This is a genomic window from Leptospira ilyithenensis (genome assembly GCF_004771005.1).
Taxonomy (GTDB): domain Bacteria; phylum Spirochaetota; class Leptospiria; order Leptospirales; family Leptospiraceae; genus Leptospira_A; species Leptospira_A ilyithenensis.
The window spans coordinates 258423-272580 of the sequence record NZ_RQHV01000062.1 but is presented as its reverse complement, the minus strand read 5'-3'; the positions used below and the strand labels follow the sequence as shown (position 1 = coordinate 272580).

Here is a 14158-nt window from a genome sequence, read left to right as displayed (position 1 = left end):
TTAAACGTTTATCTAATACCTTACCCTAAAAAGACCGACCAACCTGAAATCACTCAGGTTGGTTCTTCCAGCGGATTTTGGAACCCGAATGAATCCTGGCATATAAATCCCGAAACAATTGGTTCGGCGCCTTTCCGTCAGGATCTTGCGAATAACGAGGTCTTAGGCGGTGAACAAAATACATATCCAACTCGCCTTTGTTTTTACCGTAAATCTTTCCTCTGTATTCAGTTACAAAAAAATACTTAACCAAGCTGTAGGTTTCGGAAGATACATTGATCTTTCCCGACTCTCCTCCCGATTCCATTCGGGAAGCAGTGTTGACCGTATCGCCCCAAATATCATAGGCAAACTTAAATCTTCCCACCACTCCCGCAACCACAGGACCCGTGTGAATCCCCAACCGAAGCTCCCAAAAAGGTAAATTCAAAGCTGTTTTGATTTCTTTCAATTGATTCATAAAACTTTGGATTTCCAATGCGGCAAGGCAAGCATCGATTGCATTCGTATGGTTTTGTACAGGCAGTCCTCCCGCACACATATAGGAATCTCCGATTGTTTTCAGCTTTTCCAAATTGTTCCGAAGGATGATCTCATCGAATTGAGTGAAACAGGCATCCAGCTCCTGAACTAACTCCTGTTCTTCCATTCCTTCCGCAACTCTGGTGAATCCTTTGAAGTCCGTAAATAAAACTGTGACACTTTCAAATCTAGCAGGCGTTACACTTCCTTTCAGCTTAAGTTCCTGTGCGACCTTTGTAGGCAAAATATTCAAAAGTAATTTTTCCGATTCTTCCATTGCTTCTTCCGCTTTGTCCTGCGCGATAAGAGCCTTTTCTCTTTCTTCATCGGCCTTTTGTTTTTCCAAGTCCAAAAGGAAATAACTGATATCCAATTCTTCCGCCAAAGGGCGGGACATGATGTACACAACCAGGTAATTGAAAAGTATCAGCGGAAGAACCAACATCATCAAATGAAATGCGGATTCACCGATGCCGTAATGATCCCGGATCAATGGAAAATACAAAATCCCGGCAATACCTATCGTGACAAGTCCGAGATTTGCCAGTCTTTGGCTGAGTTGAATCGTTCTGCCTTCCAAGGAGAGTGCACCGTGGCGTAACACCGCATAACCAAGAATAATCGCCGGAACAAATTGAAAATCACTCAGAGGAAAAAAGGGAAATCCATGCGAGGGAAAAAGTGCAAACAAAAGCAAAGTAGCCGATAGAACAAAAGAACCTATGATCCAACGGGAAGCGCCCTTCACAATTTCCTTATGTCTGAACAAAGAAAAAAGAATGAAAATCAAGGCAAGGAGTCCGTTGAATCCGACAAGGATTTCGACAGGACCACCATGATGAACTCTGGACCAGGGATATTCGTAATAACCAACAAATAACCAAGGTGAGGGGGCAAGTAATGCGGCAACCAGACATAAAAAATCTATCACCTTCAGACCCTTCGGATTTTTCCGAGATACTGCTTCAAATACAAGTCTCACCATAATGCTCGGAGCAAATGCAAAAGGAACAAACACCAATTGAGAAACACGCAATTGCACAACATAAGGAAGGTTCAATTTCAAAGGAACTGATTGCATTACGTAAAATCCAGTCAGGATGAGTGCGAAAGCGCATAACTGATTCAACCTTGCGGAAGGATTGGCGCCAGCAACGATAATGGATAAAAAGATGGCAGCAAACACGCTCACTACGGGAGGAAGTCCCCAAGGGTACCAATTTGAACTTTCATACGAAGTAGGCGAAAGCCCGAAAGAAACTCCGAAAGAAATAAAAATCAAAACAAAAGACAAGAGACCGAATAAAAAATAAAACATCCCGTTCTTTTGAAACAGAAGTTGATTCACATCGAAAAAATCGGAACGAAACACTCCATAAGCTACAAGAAGCATAGGAATAAACAGAAAGAATCCACCGGGATACAGTTTGTAGCCGAGAATGCTCGGAGCATTCGAACAGATAAGTAGAAACAAAAGATTCACACCATGAAACAAGGAAGGATGATAATTGGCACGGATTTGAGAATAATGTTTTACGAATGCAGGAACGATTAACAGAAAATAGCCGATGGGCGCTACGATTCCCCAAGGACGAATGAAAGAACTTCCTTTAGGATACTTACCGAAAGGAAAGACGGTCACATCCGTTTCAAAACCTTTTCCTATGATAATTCCGAAGTAGATGAGAAAACAAGTAAGCCAACATAGATAGGAATAATAGAGAAGTAACTTGCTCTTTTTTCCGGTCATATGATAAACCAGATAGAACGCGGCCGGAGCAAGAGAAGGAACAAAGAAATACAGTATATCGTTCCAGAAAACAAGCAATTCTACATTTTGAATCCAAGCGCGTAAACTTAAGACAAGTCCGACAAAACCAAAACTAACAAAGGTGATCGCCAGATTCACATGGAAGAGACGATTCTCTTTCGATTCCCGAAATTTTTGAAAGGCAAAATAGCTTAAAAAAATACCTACAAGAAATGTGAGAATCCCGGGAGCACCGTAAGGAATCTGATACCAGAAGTAGTCCCAATCGGAAACAGATCCTTCCGGCATTGAGAAAAATTGAAGCGGGTAAGAAGGCATTACATAAGACTAAGATTTAAAAGGAACGAGAGGGCAAGAATTTCTTCTCACCCGTTCAGGTAGTTCAGTAAGTAAGAGCACGAGGAGTTTTTTTGGCTTGGAGAACCCAATCTTCCACTTTGGATCCGGAAGGAAGCTGACGGACTAGTTTTTTTTTGTCATTGATCGCTTTGATGGTATCGTATAAACTTCCGGGTTTTCTTTTTGAAAGTTCTACCACAGTATCCACACCTGCCTCTTCCAAAAGATCGGCGTATTCTTCTCCGATGCCTTTGATGCGAAATAAGTCTACATGATTGGCCCATTCCAAAATCAATTTTTCCAGAATCCCGGTTGATTTGGCAAGATCCTTGCGACCTTGAGGAGCTTTGGTTTTTTTTAGAAAATCTCCGATAGAACGAACCCCTGCCTTTCGTAGAATGTTAGCATACTTGGGACCAATACCTTCTATATCTTCTAATTTTGCCATGATAACACTCCTTATCTGAAGTAAACTTCAAACAAACCGGTGCCCATTAATGAATTCGATCTTTGAATATTGTCAAGTTTTTCTTAACAAGTTTTTCATTGACTTCTTAGGATAAAAAAAATCCTTATATTTCTATGATTGATATAACCCTTCCCTTCAAAACTGTCACTGAGTGGTTGGCAGGTGGAAAATTTTTCGAGTATAAAAACTTCCAAATTTTCTATATTCAAGAAGGCAAAGGCAATCATTTACTTTTGTTACATGGTTTCCCCACATCCTCCTGGGACTATGCAAAGGTATTCAACGGCTTCAGCAGATATTTTACTACTATCGCTATTGATTTTTTAGGCTTCGGATATTCTTCCAAACCGAAAAACTACCAATACACTTTGATGGAACAAACCGATATCATTGAAAGTTTCATTGAAAAAAATGCACTCAAACGAGTGAGATTTGTTTTTCATGATTATGCAGTCAGCATCGGCCAGGAAATATTGGCCAGGCACAAAGAACGAAACGGATCAGGATATGAAATTGACAGTGCCGTTTTTCTGAATGGAGGACTTTTTCCTGAACTGCACAGACCTATATTTGTTCAGAAGTTATTGGCAACCCCGATCCTCGGAGGACTGCTTGTTCCTTTTTTCAGCGAAAAAACATTTGCGAAAGCGCTTGCAAGGGTTTTCGGTCCGAACACCCAACCGACAGACAAAGAAATTACAACTCTTTGGAAATTGGCAACCTACCCATCCGGCATCAAAATTCCCCATCTGCTTCTTCCCTACATCAAGGAAAGAAAGGTACATGGATTTCGCTGGAAGAAAGCATTATTGGAAACCGATGTCCCTCTCTTTTTTATCAACGGTTTGGCTGATCCGGTGAGCGGAAAACATCTGATTGATGAGATCGAAAAACTTCCCCTCAAAAATGCAAAAATTCTGAAACTGGAAAACATAGGTCATTATCCACACTGGGAAGCACCAAATGAATGTTTTACGGCGATGAACGATTTTTTAAATAAAAAAGATAAATCCGTTTAAGAAGGATTTTTTTCAAGCCAGGATTTGGAATCTTCCAACTCACTTCCGTCTTCTCCCGGGTCGGAAGGAATGTCGTTTTTCGGAGAACCCTCCTTCACTTTATAACGGATTTCTATTTTTTCAGGATTGATTTGAAGAACTTCAATTCCCTTTAAATCCTTATTTTTAATGATTCTTACCTTTGCCACTTGCGGTTGTAGCTCGGGAATGATTTTGTCTTTGACCGGATCATAAATATAATTGCAGGGAACTTGTGCCACAATTCCGGTCAGTACTTGCGCCGAGCGGATCGGCTTTACGGAAAAATAACGAATTGCCACTTGTTCTTCGGATAACTCCGGCTCAAGCCGTCCATCTAACCCAGAACAGATGATCGGAATCCCCGCAACCGTTTGTTCTCCCGATTTATAAGACAAAGGAATGATATTCACATTTACGGTTACGTCTCTGGACCCGAGAATCCCGATACCTTTCGGAAGATCCGGGATACGCACTGTTCTTGCAAAAGGTTCCTTTTTGTCCGTCAGACTGATTTCAGGAAGAGTGATTTTGGATATTTTTTCCAGATCTTGCGGTTTGCCGCTGATCGTAATTTTCGTAGGACTTAGAATCTGAGTCAACTTTTCAAAGTTAGGTGGTGGAGTCCCGTCGAAGACAGCTTCAATAGGAACTACCTTCAAGCCCCTGGATTCGATTTCAACCGGAACTGTTTTTCTCAATTTGGTAACTTTTACGCCACTGGGAACACCTACGATTTTTTTGATGGGAACTTCGGTAACACCGATTTGAACATCTTCCGAATCGATAACGGCTTTCATAAATTGGGAATAGTAATTTACAACGTCCTTCAAACCCTCCACCCGAACTGGGATTGTTTTTTCCGGGTTTTTGCTATAGGAAAGATTGCCGCTTAACTTCGGATATTCGATAGGAACATTGATGGTTTTGATAAGTATTTTGGAGTTCTGAAGGTTGATATAAAAAATACATGCAATCAGTAGCGATGCAAGCTTTGCTTTCCAGTTACGCAAGATATTGGCCCTCAGTTTACGTAACATGTTAAATTCCGGATTCCTTTTGTTTCTTTTTGTCTTCGTCCCGGTTTGACTTGCGGGCATCCGCCATAAGCTGACTGATGAGCGCCTTAAGCTCCAACGGTTTGACCGGATGAAACATCCCCCCCTCGTAACAAACGGTGATCTCTCCCGTCTCTTCCGAAGTGACAACTACAATCGAATCCGATTCTTCCGAAAGTCCGAGTGCCGAACGGTGTCTCGCTCCCAGAGTTGTAATCTCCATACTGGAACTCATAGGCAGGTAAGACGCCGCAGAGATAATCCTGTTTTGTTCAATGATCACCGCTCCGTCATGAAGAGGTGAATTTTTAAAAAAGATAGTCTGCAATAATTCGGAAGAAACCACAGCATCAATCGGTACCGCAGTTTCAGAAATATCTTTCAGACTGATATCCTTTACAAGTACGATGAGAGAACCGATCTTTTGAGAAGCCATCGTTCGCACTGCCTCCACGATGGGATCCAGATCAAACGTAGGTTTTAAAAACAAAAAACGAAGTAGCCGTATCCGGGCAAAATCTCCGGTAAGTCTGCGAAGTTCCGGTTGAAGCAACACGATGATTGCAAATACAAGCGCCGGACGGATGTTCGTAAGAATGAGTTCCAATAATTCGAAATTGAAAAATTCGGCAAGACTACCCGATATCCAAATCAATCCGACGCCGAGTAAAAGTTGGATACCTCTGGTTCTCCGAAGAGTCGTATAGGCTTTATAAATCAGATACGCGACTATCAGTATATCCAAAGTAATGGAGATGTAGTTTTTACTCCAAGGAATGATATATAAGCCGCGTAAAAAATCCAATGTCAGATCCCAAGCACATCAAACATATTATAAAGTCCTTTCGACTTGCCGGATAAAAATTCTGCGGCTTTCACGGCACCGACTGCGAATGTTTTGCGGTCTTGCGCTTTATGTGCAATTTCGATTCTTTCTTCCGGACTGAAGAAAAATACGGTGTGCTCTCCGATCACTTCTCCCGCTCGCATCGTATGCATTGCGATCTCTTTCGAATCTCTTTCGGGATACATTCCGTGTCGTCCATAGATGACATTCTCTTCTTTGCGTTCCAAAGCTTTCAGAAGCACTTCTTTGATATGTTGTGCTGTTCCGGAAGGGGAATCTTTTTTATGACGATGATGGATGTCCAGAACTTCCACATCAAAGTCGTCTTGCAGAACTTTGGCGGCGATTTCCGTCAATTTGAAAAGCAAGTTCACGCCCACGGACATATTGGGAGAAAATACGATCGGAATATGGGTCGAGGCTTCTACGATTTCTTTTTTTTCCAAATCATTCAGACCCGTTGTTCCGATCACAATCGGTTTTTTTTTGGAAACGGCGACGCTCAGGTTTTTGGAAAATCCTGTATGAGTGCTGAAATCGATTAGAATATCCGAATTTTCACATGCGGTTTCCAGGTCGGAAGAAAAAGTAATCCCGGTTTCTTTGATCCCCGAATGAATCCCTGAGTCAAAGTCGGTATAAACGGAACCTTCTTTCACAACAGCAGCACTTAACTGAGATTTGTTGGAGGCGGTGAGAACCTGGATGATGGCACGACCCATCCGTCCGTTTGCGCCGATGAGTCCTATTTTAAGTTTAGACAATTCCTTCCTCTCTCAACTGAAAAACAATCTTTTTGAAATTGTCCGAGGCGGGTCCGACGGAAAGAGAAGTCATCGGCAAACGAAGCTCATTATCACAATACCCAAACCAACTCATCGCCGCTTTGATTGGAATGGGATTGGTTTCGATGAACGCATTGATAAATACGGGAAGCAATTTATAATATATCTTTTGGCTTGCGGAAGTATCCCCCCGCATATAAAGAGACACCATATCCACGCATGCACGTGGAAATAAATTCGATACGACCGACACGACACCTTTTCCGCCGATAGAAAGAACCGGTAGCGTAAGATTGTCATCCCCAGATAACAAGTGGAAGTCGGGACTAGTCAAAGAGATCACCTTTGCCATCTGTCCCAGATCTCCGGTTGCTTCTTTAATGGAAGTTATCTGTTTGAGTTCGGAAAGCCGTTTCACAGTCTCAGGCAAAAGATTTACATTCGTTCTGCCTGGAATGTTGTACAACATCACCGGCTTTGAAGAATGTTCCGCAATTTTTGAAAAATGTTGGTACAGTCCTTCCTGGGTGGGCTTGTTGTAGTACGGATTCACAGTCAGGATACCGTCCACTCCGTCGGCACAGGCCTTCTCAGTCAGCTCGATCGCTTCCACAGTAGAATTGGAACCTGTTCCTGCAATCACCTGGATACGACGATTTACCACCGATACGGTCTTTTGAATGAGTTCTTTATGTTCTTCATAGGAAAGAGTGGGAGACTCTCCCGTGGTTCCACAAGGAACTACGCCAGCTACGCCTGACGAAATTTGATTTTCTAAGATTTTGAAATAACTATCGTAGTCAATTTTTCCCTTACGGAAAGGAGTAATGACAGCAGTGTAAACGCCCTGAAACATAAATTTAAAGGTGGAATGTTGGCTCTTTTTTGCAATAAAAAACTGCCAAAACAGCCTAAGTATCCGATCTTAGCGAAAATGGATTCATTTTCCCTTTCTTTTTGGATATTTGCGAGCCTCATCAGCCTGATTTTCCATAGTCTCTACGTACATTCCGGAATTGGGGTACAAGATATCCCAAATGAAAGAAGTCTTCATACCGAAAAAACGAAAAAGTCAGGGGGGATGGTATTTTTGCCATTGTTTTTATGTTTTTTGCTTTGGGTGACTTATTCGGGGCAAACAAAAGGAAGTCCTTTCGAAAGCATCCATTTCCAACTACTTTCGATTTTGCCGTTTTTGCTTTCAGGAGTCGTTTTTTTCGGGTTACTTGGGTTTGTGGATGATTTGATTTCACTATCACCTAATATCCGATTGAGCCTGGAGCTATTATTTGCGGGAATATGGTTCTATCATTTAAACATAACTCCGACAATTCTTAGTTATGTGATCGAAAACAGGATTGTTTCCCTATCCGTTTTTATCTTTCTTTTGGTATTTATCGTAAACCTGGTAAATTTTATGGACGGCCTGGACTTATATGTGATAGCCAGTTTTTTCTTTTCATCTTTATCATTCGGGTTTATATTCTCGGAATTGTTTTTTCCAAACTCGGTGTTTTTTGTCATCATGGTATGTCTCTTTTTGGCACTCTTCGGATTTATATTTTATAATTCACCGAAGGCAAAATTATTTATGGGAGACAGCGGATCTTTGGGGATCGGGTTTATCATCCTTTCCCTTCCTCTTTTGTCCGCAAAAACCGACCAAGTCGGGTTCGATATTACACTTCTATTTTATCTGTTTCCTGTTTTTTGGGTGGATGGAATCTTCACAATCTTACTTCGCAGTTGGCAGAAAAAACATATCTTCCAAGCACATAGGGAACATCTATATCAAAATTTAACAGATACTAGTTTAGGCAAGAAAGGAACTTGCCTTCTACTGTCTTTACTCAACCTTCCTGCAGGCGGCATATATGTATATTCGCAGTTTTTGAATCCATACATGAAAGTTTCCCATACGATTCTCCTATTAGGAACCTTAGCCTGTTACTTATTCGTATACCTTTTGATTCGATTGAGTTTGAAGACAGGCAGAAAAAACCTTGCCTAGAGGAGCGTCCCTTTCGATTCTTCCTCTATGCCACTAACAAGAAAAGAAATACTCTTCTGCATCCTGAATGGATTTTTGATTGGAATCGCAAACCTGATTCCGGGAGTTTCAGGCGGAACATTTGCACTTATACTCGGGCTTTACGACAGACTCCTAGGCGCGATCACATCTTTAAACCTAACTACGATTAAAGTAAGTATCGGTTTATTAACAGGACTTTTCAATAAGGAAAGCAGAGAAAAATTTGCGGAAGAAATGAAACGAATCGACTTTTGGTTTCTAACCTTTCTCGGGTTTGGACTTCTTTTATCCGTGGTCTCGGGAGCAAAGCTGATTCAGTTTCTACTTCAGAACCATCCCGCACCCACCTTGGCATTGTTTATCGGTCTTATCATTCCTTCTCTTTCTGTTCCTTACAAACTTATGGAAAAACACAGTATCGGTATTTGGCTTTGGCTTGTTCCGGGGATTGCGCTCACAGTCGTACCTAGTTTTTTTATGGGTGAGACTGCCGGTTCCGAAAATCCGATTATTGCGTTTATCACAGGTGCCATCGCCATTTCCGCAATGATCCTTCCCGGGATTTCAGGATCATATATCATGTTGGTTCTCGGAGAATACCAAATCGTAATAGGAAAACTTTCCAATATACTTGCAGTGGACTCGATTGTTTTTCTATCCGCATTCGCACTCGGATGTTTGCTCGGATTATTATTATTCACTCATTTTGTGAAGTGGCTATTTAAAAAATACAAATCACATACGATGACTTTCCTTTTGGGTCTTATCCTCGGATCGTTTTTTATCCTTTGGCCTTTTAAAGATTATTCGGTAGGGCAAACCATCGTAGGCAGATCGGGTGAAGTGAAACGGGATATTCAAATTGCGACCGCACAAAATATAATACCCTCTTCTTTCGAAGAACTGATCTTTCCGCTTGTTGCGCTCATCATCGGTGTAGCACTCGGATTCGGATTGAACCAACTGGAAAAATTGAAAGAAGAAAAGAACTGATCTTTCCATTATAATTCGATAGAAAGCAAAAGTTTTATGATCGGAAGAAAAGCCAAGCCTACGAAAGTAGACTTGGCTTTTTTATGCAACTAAAGGAAGAAGATAAAAGTAATCAGTATGAACAAAGGAATCAAGATTCCGAAAGAATAAAGCACATAACCGCCAAAAGACGGCATCTTCACTTTATTTTCTTCTGCTACTGACTTCACCATAAAATTCGGAGCATTACCAATATAAGTATTCGCACCCATAAACACAGCACCTACTGAAATCGCTTTCAGAATTTCTTCTGCGGCAGGATTTCCAATAAACTGTCCCAGAGTCAACGGAGTAGCACCTGTAGGAGTGAGTAATCCGGAAGCCAAAGAACCGAAAGTCAAATAAGTAGGGGCATTGTCCAGAACGGAAGAAAAAGCTCCTGTTGCCCAGAAAAATTGCCATCTTTCCGTGATCCCAAGCGATTTGCCATTGGCTTCAAGCAAAATCAAAGCAGGGATCATTGTGATAAAAATCCCAACGAACAGATAAGCTACTTCCTGGATAGGACCAAGAGTAAAATTGTTTGCTTTTCTGAATTCCGGTTTGGATGTAAATTTGGAAATAGCGATTAACCCGAGTAATACTGCTTCACGAATGAATCCAAGATAAGGATTTTCAGCGATGGCAGGAATGTAATTGCTATTTAAAAATGCTACGGATAATACAACACCGAATAACCAAACAAAGTTGACTTGGCCATCAAGGTCGAAAGGAGCCGCATTCTTATCATCTTTTTTAAGATCCGCTTTCGATTCTTTTTTATAAGCGATCGTATCCCAGATAAAATAAACAACAAGTAAAATCACAGCTGCAAAAACCATCTCAGGCAATAATCCGAAAGTCCAAGTGAATGGCACTCCTTTCAAATAGCCGAGAAAAAGTGGAGGATCTCCAAGCGGAGTGAGAGAACCACCGATATTCGAAACAAGGAAGATAAAGAATACAACCGTATGAACTACATGTTTTCTTTCACTGTTCGTTTTCAAAAGAGGACGAATGAGAAGCATGGAAGCTCCTGTGGTTCCGATAAAGGAAGCAAGGCTAGCTCCGATAAATAGAAAAATCGTGTTGTTGAGAGGAGATGCGTGAATGTCCCCTTTGATTACGATTCCTCCTGAGATATAAAACAAGGAAGCAAGCAAAATAATAAAGGGAACGTAGTCGAATATAAGAGTATGGTAGATGGCATGACCTCGGCCAAAAGCCAAAAGAACAACCACGGAGATGGTCCCGAGAACACCGGCAACAATCAACTTATTGTTGTTATTTTCCCACCAATGCTCTGTTTTATGAGAAGCAATCGGTAAAATCGCAATCGACAATAAGATCGCAATAAACGGAATCACTGACCAATACGGCAATTCACTATGCGCTTCTGCCGCATGGGAGGAATGACCTGTATCTTCCTGAACAGTCGGTTGCGCAGGTGTTGGAGCAGTATCATCTGCCAAAAGAGTGACAGAGAAGAGCCCAATGCAGGCAAGAAATACAAATAATGTGAGAAGCTTTCGAAACATGCTCACCATCCTTTTTTTTGGACAGCTTACTCAGAATCGAAAGGTTCTGGAACTAAAAAAACCGGGATTCTCCTATTTTTAGAGGAACGAGTCTGTCTGCGGCCAATTTTAGATTTTCAAAGGCTTTTTCCGCAAGGGGAACCGGAGAATCCAACTTTTCATCACTCAAAACGAAGGTCATATAATGCATGGGAATCATATATTTTGCGCGTAAATCCGCAAAAGCCCGAACGGACTCTTCAGGATCGACATGAACCGATGACATAAACCATCTGGGTTCAAATGCGCCTATGGGCAAAATGGCTACATCAAATCCATCGAACTTTTCTCCGATTTCTTTGAAATGAGTGTAATATCCGGTATCCCCGCCGAAATATACTTTTTGGTTTTTGCCGAGTATCGCATAACTTCCCCAAAGAGTTTCATATCTATCGGCAACTCCCCTTCCGCTAAAATGTTGAGTCGGGGTAAAAACAAATTTAACTCCTTTCCGTTCCACGGAATCCCACCAATCCATTTCTTCCACATCAGAAAGACCGATGCCTTTTAGAAGCGATTTATTGCCAAGACCGGCCAAAAACTTGGGGTGGTGTTTTGCTTCCAAAAGTTTCAAACTGGGAAGATCGGTATGGTCATAATGATTGTGAGATAGTATAACTATATCAATGCGAGGAAGATCTTCCAATTTCAAACCGGGAGGAGTATAACGTTTCGGTCCGGCAAAACTAACAGGAGAACAGCGGTCGCTCCAAATCGGATCCGTAAGGATATTGATTCCGTCTATCTGAACAAGAGTAGTAGCATGTCCGATCCAAGTCACCGTCAGTTTCGAATCGTTTTCCCTCAAAACTTTTCCGTCATTGGGAATCACCGGGAAAGGAAGGTAATCTCCCGGTTCTACGCTATGTTCCCGGGACCAACGCCCGCTGACCCATTTCAAAACATCCGTTAAGCCATGATCTTCGAAATCCGGATTGAGATTGCGAAAACCGGTTTTTGTGTGGTGAGGTTTAGTCATTGCCTTATCCGTGGAACACCCGTTTAAAATACTTAAAATCATTAAGAGGACGACGGTGCCTATTTGTATCATACTTTAACAACTTAGACGGGAGGGAACACAGGTGTAAAATTTTATTCTTGCAAACATTTAGTTTCAGCCAATCCTTTCAATTAGGCGCTAGGTAAGAATATGTCAAATTGTCAATATATTGAAACACAACAATTATTGAATGCCTATGCCAATTGGAGATACTGTGTGGATTCCACCGAAGGGAGTGAACACTTTATGGGAACCAATTCGGATGATACTGTGCGTTTGCGTGACAAAAGGGAAGACGCGGAAATCGAACTGAGAGTTCTGATTTCCGACTTAAAATCCACTCGCCCGGAAGCTTTGCAAGAATGGGTAGAAATCAATAAAACTCTGCTGGAAGCTCCTGCAAACATTCCCAAAACCTCGATGGTCGCCCGCAGACAAGCTGCCAGGGATTGGAAATTTTCCAAAAGTTTTTTGGGCGTTACCGTTCGTTACCCCCACCCTTCCAAATACTGGGGTGCTGAAATCATCTAGCCTGGCAAAAACGACAAATGAATCGTCCTCTTAATTCTTCTTGTCATCTCTAAAAAAAAGAAAACCTTCTTTTTATGAATTCCTTCTTCTTTCTTTTTTCTAAAATCCTTGCGATCTTCCTTTACCCACTCCCCTTGTTTTTCATTTTTTCTTTTCTCTATCTTTTTGTTCTGAAAGGGTTTCGGCAAAAAATCGGCTTCTTCCTTTTGATTTTTTTCTTAGGAATATTTTCCACTTCTTTCTTGGCGAACAGTTTGATCCGTTCTTTGGAAAGACCTTACCCTCCTGTTACAATCGAGTCTTTGCCCAAATCCGATGTAGTCATAGTTTTGGGAGGAATGATCCAAACGATTTCTTCCATCAAAGAAAGGCCGGAACTCACCGATTCCGCCGATCGTTTGTTAGATGCAGTTCGGATATACAAAGCAGGTAAGGCAAAAAAAATCCTATTCACGGGCGGATCGGGTTTACTCTTTGCGGACAAATACAGGGAAGCGGACTTGGCAAATAAAATCTTATTGGATTTGGGTGTTCCTAAAGAAGATATTCTTTTGGAACGGGAATCCAAAAATACTTATGAAAATGCTACGGAGTCTGCGAAAATTTTAAATTCACGCGGGTTCAAAGATATCATACTTGTTACCTCCGCTTTTCATTTCCGACGAGCTTCCGGTTGTTTTAACAAACAACGAATTGTTTTTTATTCTTACCCAACAGACTACCGCTCGTTTTCCACAGATTCGAATGCTTTTGATTTATGGGTTCCTTCTCCGGGTTATCTGGAATTATCAACACTCGCCATCAAGGAATGGGTGGGTGTGCTCGTTTACGAGTTGAAGGGGTATTTGTAAGAGAATGAGACATAAAGAGGTCGGAGAATAGTAAAATCCCCCGCCCTGTTGATCAGCTTCGCTGATGATTCTCCGAATACTTTTCGCTTCTATTGGCGCTCAAAGGGGTTGGGGGGAGTGGCTCGTCGGCTGCCGATTCCCAACTAACACAAAATCCCTCTCCCGCCAATCCTAAATCCATTTTCCCTTATTTTTCTTTCGAAAAGTTCGCCTTTTTGCCCAAATCCCCCGCCCTTTCCCGAAAACGGAGGGCTCGTTCGACTTGACTCAATCCTTAGTTTCTGCGATCCTGAAAGAAGACTTCCTTCCTTTAGTCTAATGAATCAGC

13 protein-coding genes are annotated in these 14158 nt (G+C 41.7%); 5 read left to right on the top strand and 8 right to left on the bottom strand.

Annotated features, from left to right (window positions below; translation table 11 throughout):
- Window positions 1–49: 49 nt before the first annotated feature.
- The gene (locus EHS11_RS17945) at window positions 50–2611 is read right to left on the bottom strand and encodes an adenylate/guanylate cyclase domain-containing protein (RefSeq protein ID WP_135765739.1); all 2562 of its coding nucleotides are present in this window, start codon (window positions 2609–2611) and stop codon (window positions 50–52) included.
- 64 nt (window positions 2612–2675) lie between these two features.
- Window positions 2676–3080, bottom strand: a complete 405-nt coding sequence (locus tag EHS11_RS17940; RefSeq protein WP_135765738.1) for a DUF4332 domain-containing protein — start codon at window positions 3078–3080, stop codon at window positions 2676–2678.
- Window positions 3081–3214: 134 nt separating this feature from the next.
- Here EHS11_RS17940 and EHS11_RS17935 point away from each other — a divergent pair, with 134 nt between their 5' ends.
- Window positions 3215–4120: an alpha/beta fold hydrolase gene (locus EHS11_RS17935; protein WP_135765737.1), complete on the top strand. Its 906-nt coding sequence runs from the start codon at window positions 3215–3217 to the stop codon at window positions 4118–4120.
- Here the strand turns inward: EHS11_RS17935 and EHS11_RS17930 are convergent.
- Genes EHS11_RS17930 through dapA form a run of 4 tightly spaced genes read right to left on the bottom strand, consistent with a single transcriptional unit; the run spans window position 4117 to window position 7684 of the window.
- A complete protein-coding gene (locus EHS11_RS17930; RefSeq protein WP_135765736.1) occupies window positions 4117–5178 on the bottom strand; it encodes a CdaR family protein in 1062 nt (353 codons plus the stop codon). The genes EHS11_RS17935 and EHS11_RS17930 overlap by 4 nt on opposite strands.
- A gap of 1 nt (window position 5179) precedes the next feature.
- Window positions 5180–6001, bottom strand: coding sequence for a diadenylate cyclase CdaA (gene cdaA, locus EHS11_RS17925; protein WP_135765735.1), 822 nt, complete (start codon window positions 5999–6001; stop codon window positions 5180–5182).
- Between the two features lie 2 nt (window positions 6002–6003).
- Window positions 6004–6807 carry a 4-hydroxy-tetrahydrodipicolinate reductase gene (gene dapB / locus EHS11_RS17920; protein WP_135765734.1) on the bottom strand — a complete coding sequence of 268 codons (804 nt, stop codon included), beginning with the start codon at window positions 6805–6807 and terminating at the stop codon, window positions 6004–6006.
- Window positions 6800–7684 carry a 4-hydroxy-tetrahydrodipicolinate synthase gene (dapA, locus tag EHS11_RS17915; protein WP_135765733.1) on the bottom strand — a complete coding sequence of 295 codons (885 nt, stop codon included), beginning with the start codon at window positions 7682–7684 and terminating at the stop codon, window positions 6800–6802. Before dapA ends, dapB begins: the two co-directional genes overlap by 8 nt.
- Window positions 7685–7762: 78 nt before the next feature.
- Between dapA and EHS11_RS17910 the strand changes: the two genes are divergently transcribed.
- Window positions 7763–8839, top strand: a complete 1077-nt coding sequence (locus tag EHS11_RS17910; protein ID WP_167884485.1) for an MraY family glycosyltransferase — start codon at window positions 7763–7765, stop codon at window positions 8837–8839.
- Window positions 8840–8866: 27 nt separating this feature from the next.
- The gene (locus EHS11_RS17905) at window positions 8867–9853 is read left to right on the top strand and encodes a DUF368 domain-containing protein (RefSeq protein WP_135765731.1); all 987 of its coding nucleotides are present in this window, start codon (window positions 8867–8869) and stop codon (window positions 9851–9853) included.
- 89 nt (window positions 9854–9942) lie between these two features.
- On the opposite strand, the gene EHS11_RS17900 is transcribed toward EHS11_RS17905, so the two are convergent.
- Window positions 9943–11409, bottom strand: a complete 1467-nt coding sequence (locus tag EHS11_RS17900) for a sodium:proton antiporter (protein WP_135765730.1) — start codon at window positions 11407–11409, stop codon at window positions 9943–9945.
- 52 nt (window positions 11410–11461) lie between these two features.
- A complete protein-coding gene (locus EHS11_RS17895) occupies window positions 11462–12427 on the bottom strand; it encodes an MBL fold metallo-hydrolase (protein WP_246048035.1) in 966 nt (321 codons plus the stop codon).
- A gap of 171 nt (window positions 12428–12598) precedes the next feature.
- Here EHS11_RS17895 and EHS11_RS17890 point away from each other — a divergent pair, with 171 nt between their 5' ends.
- A complete protein-coding gene (locus EHS11_RS17890) occupies window positions 12599–12979 on the top strand; it encodes a hypothetical protein (RefSeq protein ID WP_135765729.1) in 381 nt (126 codons plus the stop codon).
- Window positions 12980–13185: 206 nt separating this feature from the next.
- Window positions 13186–13830, top strand: coding sequence for a YdcF family protein (locus tag EHS11_RS17885; protein ID WP_246048034.1), 645 nt, complete (start codon window positions 13186–13188; stop codon window positions 13828–13830).
- Window positions 13831–14158: the final 328 nt, after the last annotated feature.

Coding starts and splice junctions, on each gene's coding strand:
- dapA (WP_135765733.1), bottom strand. CDS start 7,684: ATGTTTCAGGGCGTTTACACTGCTGTCATTACTCCTTTCCGTAAGGGA.
- EHS11_RS17935 (WP_135765737.1), top strand. CDS start 3,215: ATGATTGATATAACCCTTCCCTTCAAAACTGTCACTGAGTGGTTGGCA.
- EHS11_RS17945 (WP_135765739.1), bottom strand. CDS start 2,611: ATGCCTTCTTACCCGCTTCAATTTTTCTCAATGCCGGAAGGATCTGTT.
- EHS11_RS17940 (WP_135765738.1), bottom strand. CDS start 3,080: ATGGCAAAATTAGAAGATATAGAAGGTATTGGTCCCAAGTATGCTAAC.
- EHS11_RS17890 (WP_135765729.1), top strand. CDS start 12,599: ATGTCAAATTGTCAATATATTGAAACACAACAATTATTGAATGCCTAT.
- EHS11_RS17930 (WP_135765736.1), bottom strand. CDS start 5,178: ATGTTACGTAAACTGAGGGCCAATATCTTGCGTAACTGGAAAGCAAAG.
- EHS11_RS17910 (WP_167884485.1), top strand. CDS start 7,763: ATGGATTCATTTTCCCTTTCTTTTTGGATATTTGCGAGCCTCATCAGC.
- EHS11_RS17905 (WP_135765731.1), top strand. CDS start 8,867: ATGCCACTAACAAGAAAAGAAATACTCTTCTGCATCCTGAATGGATTT.
- EHS11_RS17900 (WP_135765730.1), bottom strand. CDS start 11,409: ATGTTTCGAAAGCTTCTCACATTATTTGTATTTCTTGCCTGCATTGGG.
- EHS11_RS17895 (WP_246048035.1), bottom strand. CDS start 12,427: ATGACTAAACCTCACCACACAAAAACCGGTTTTCGCAATCTCAATCCG.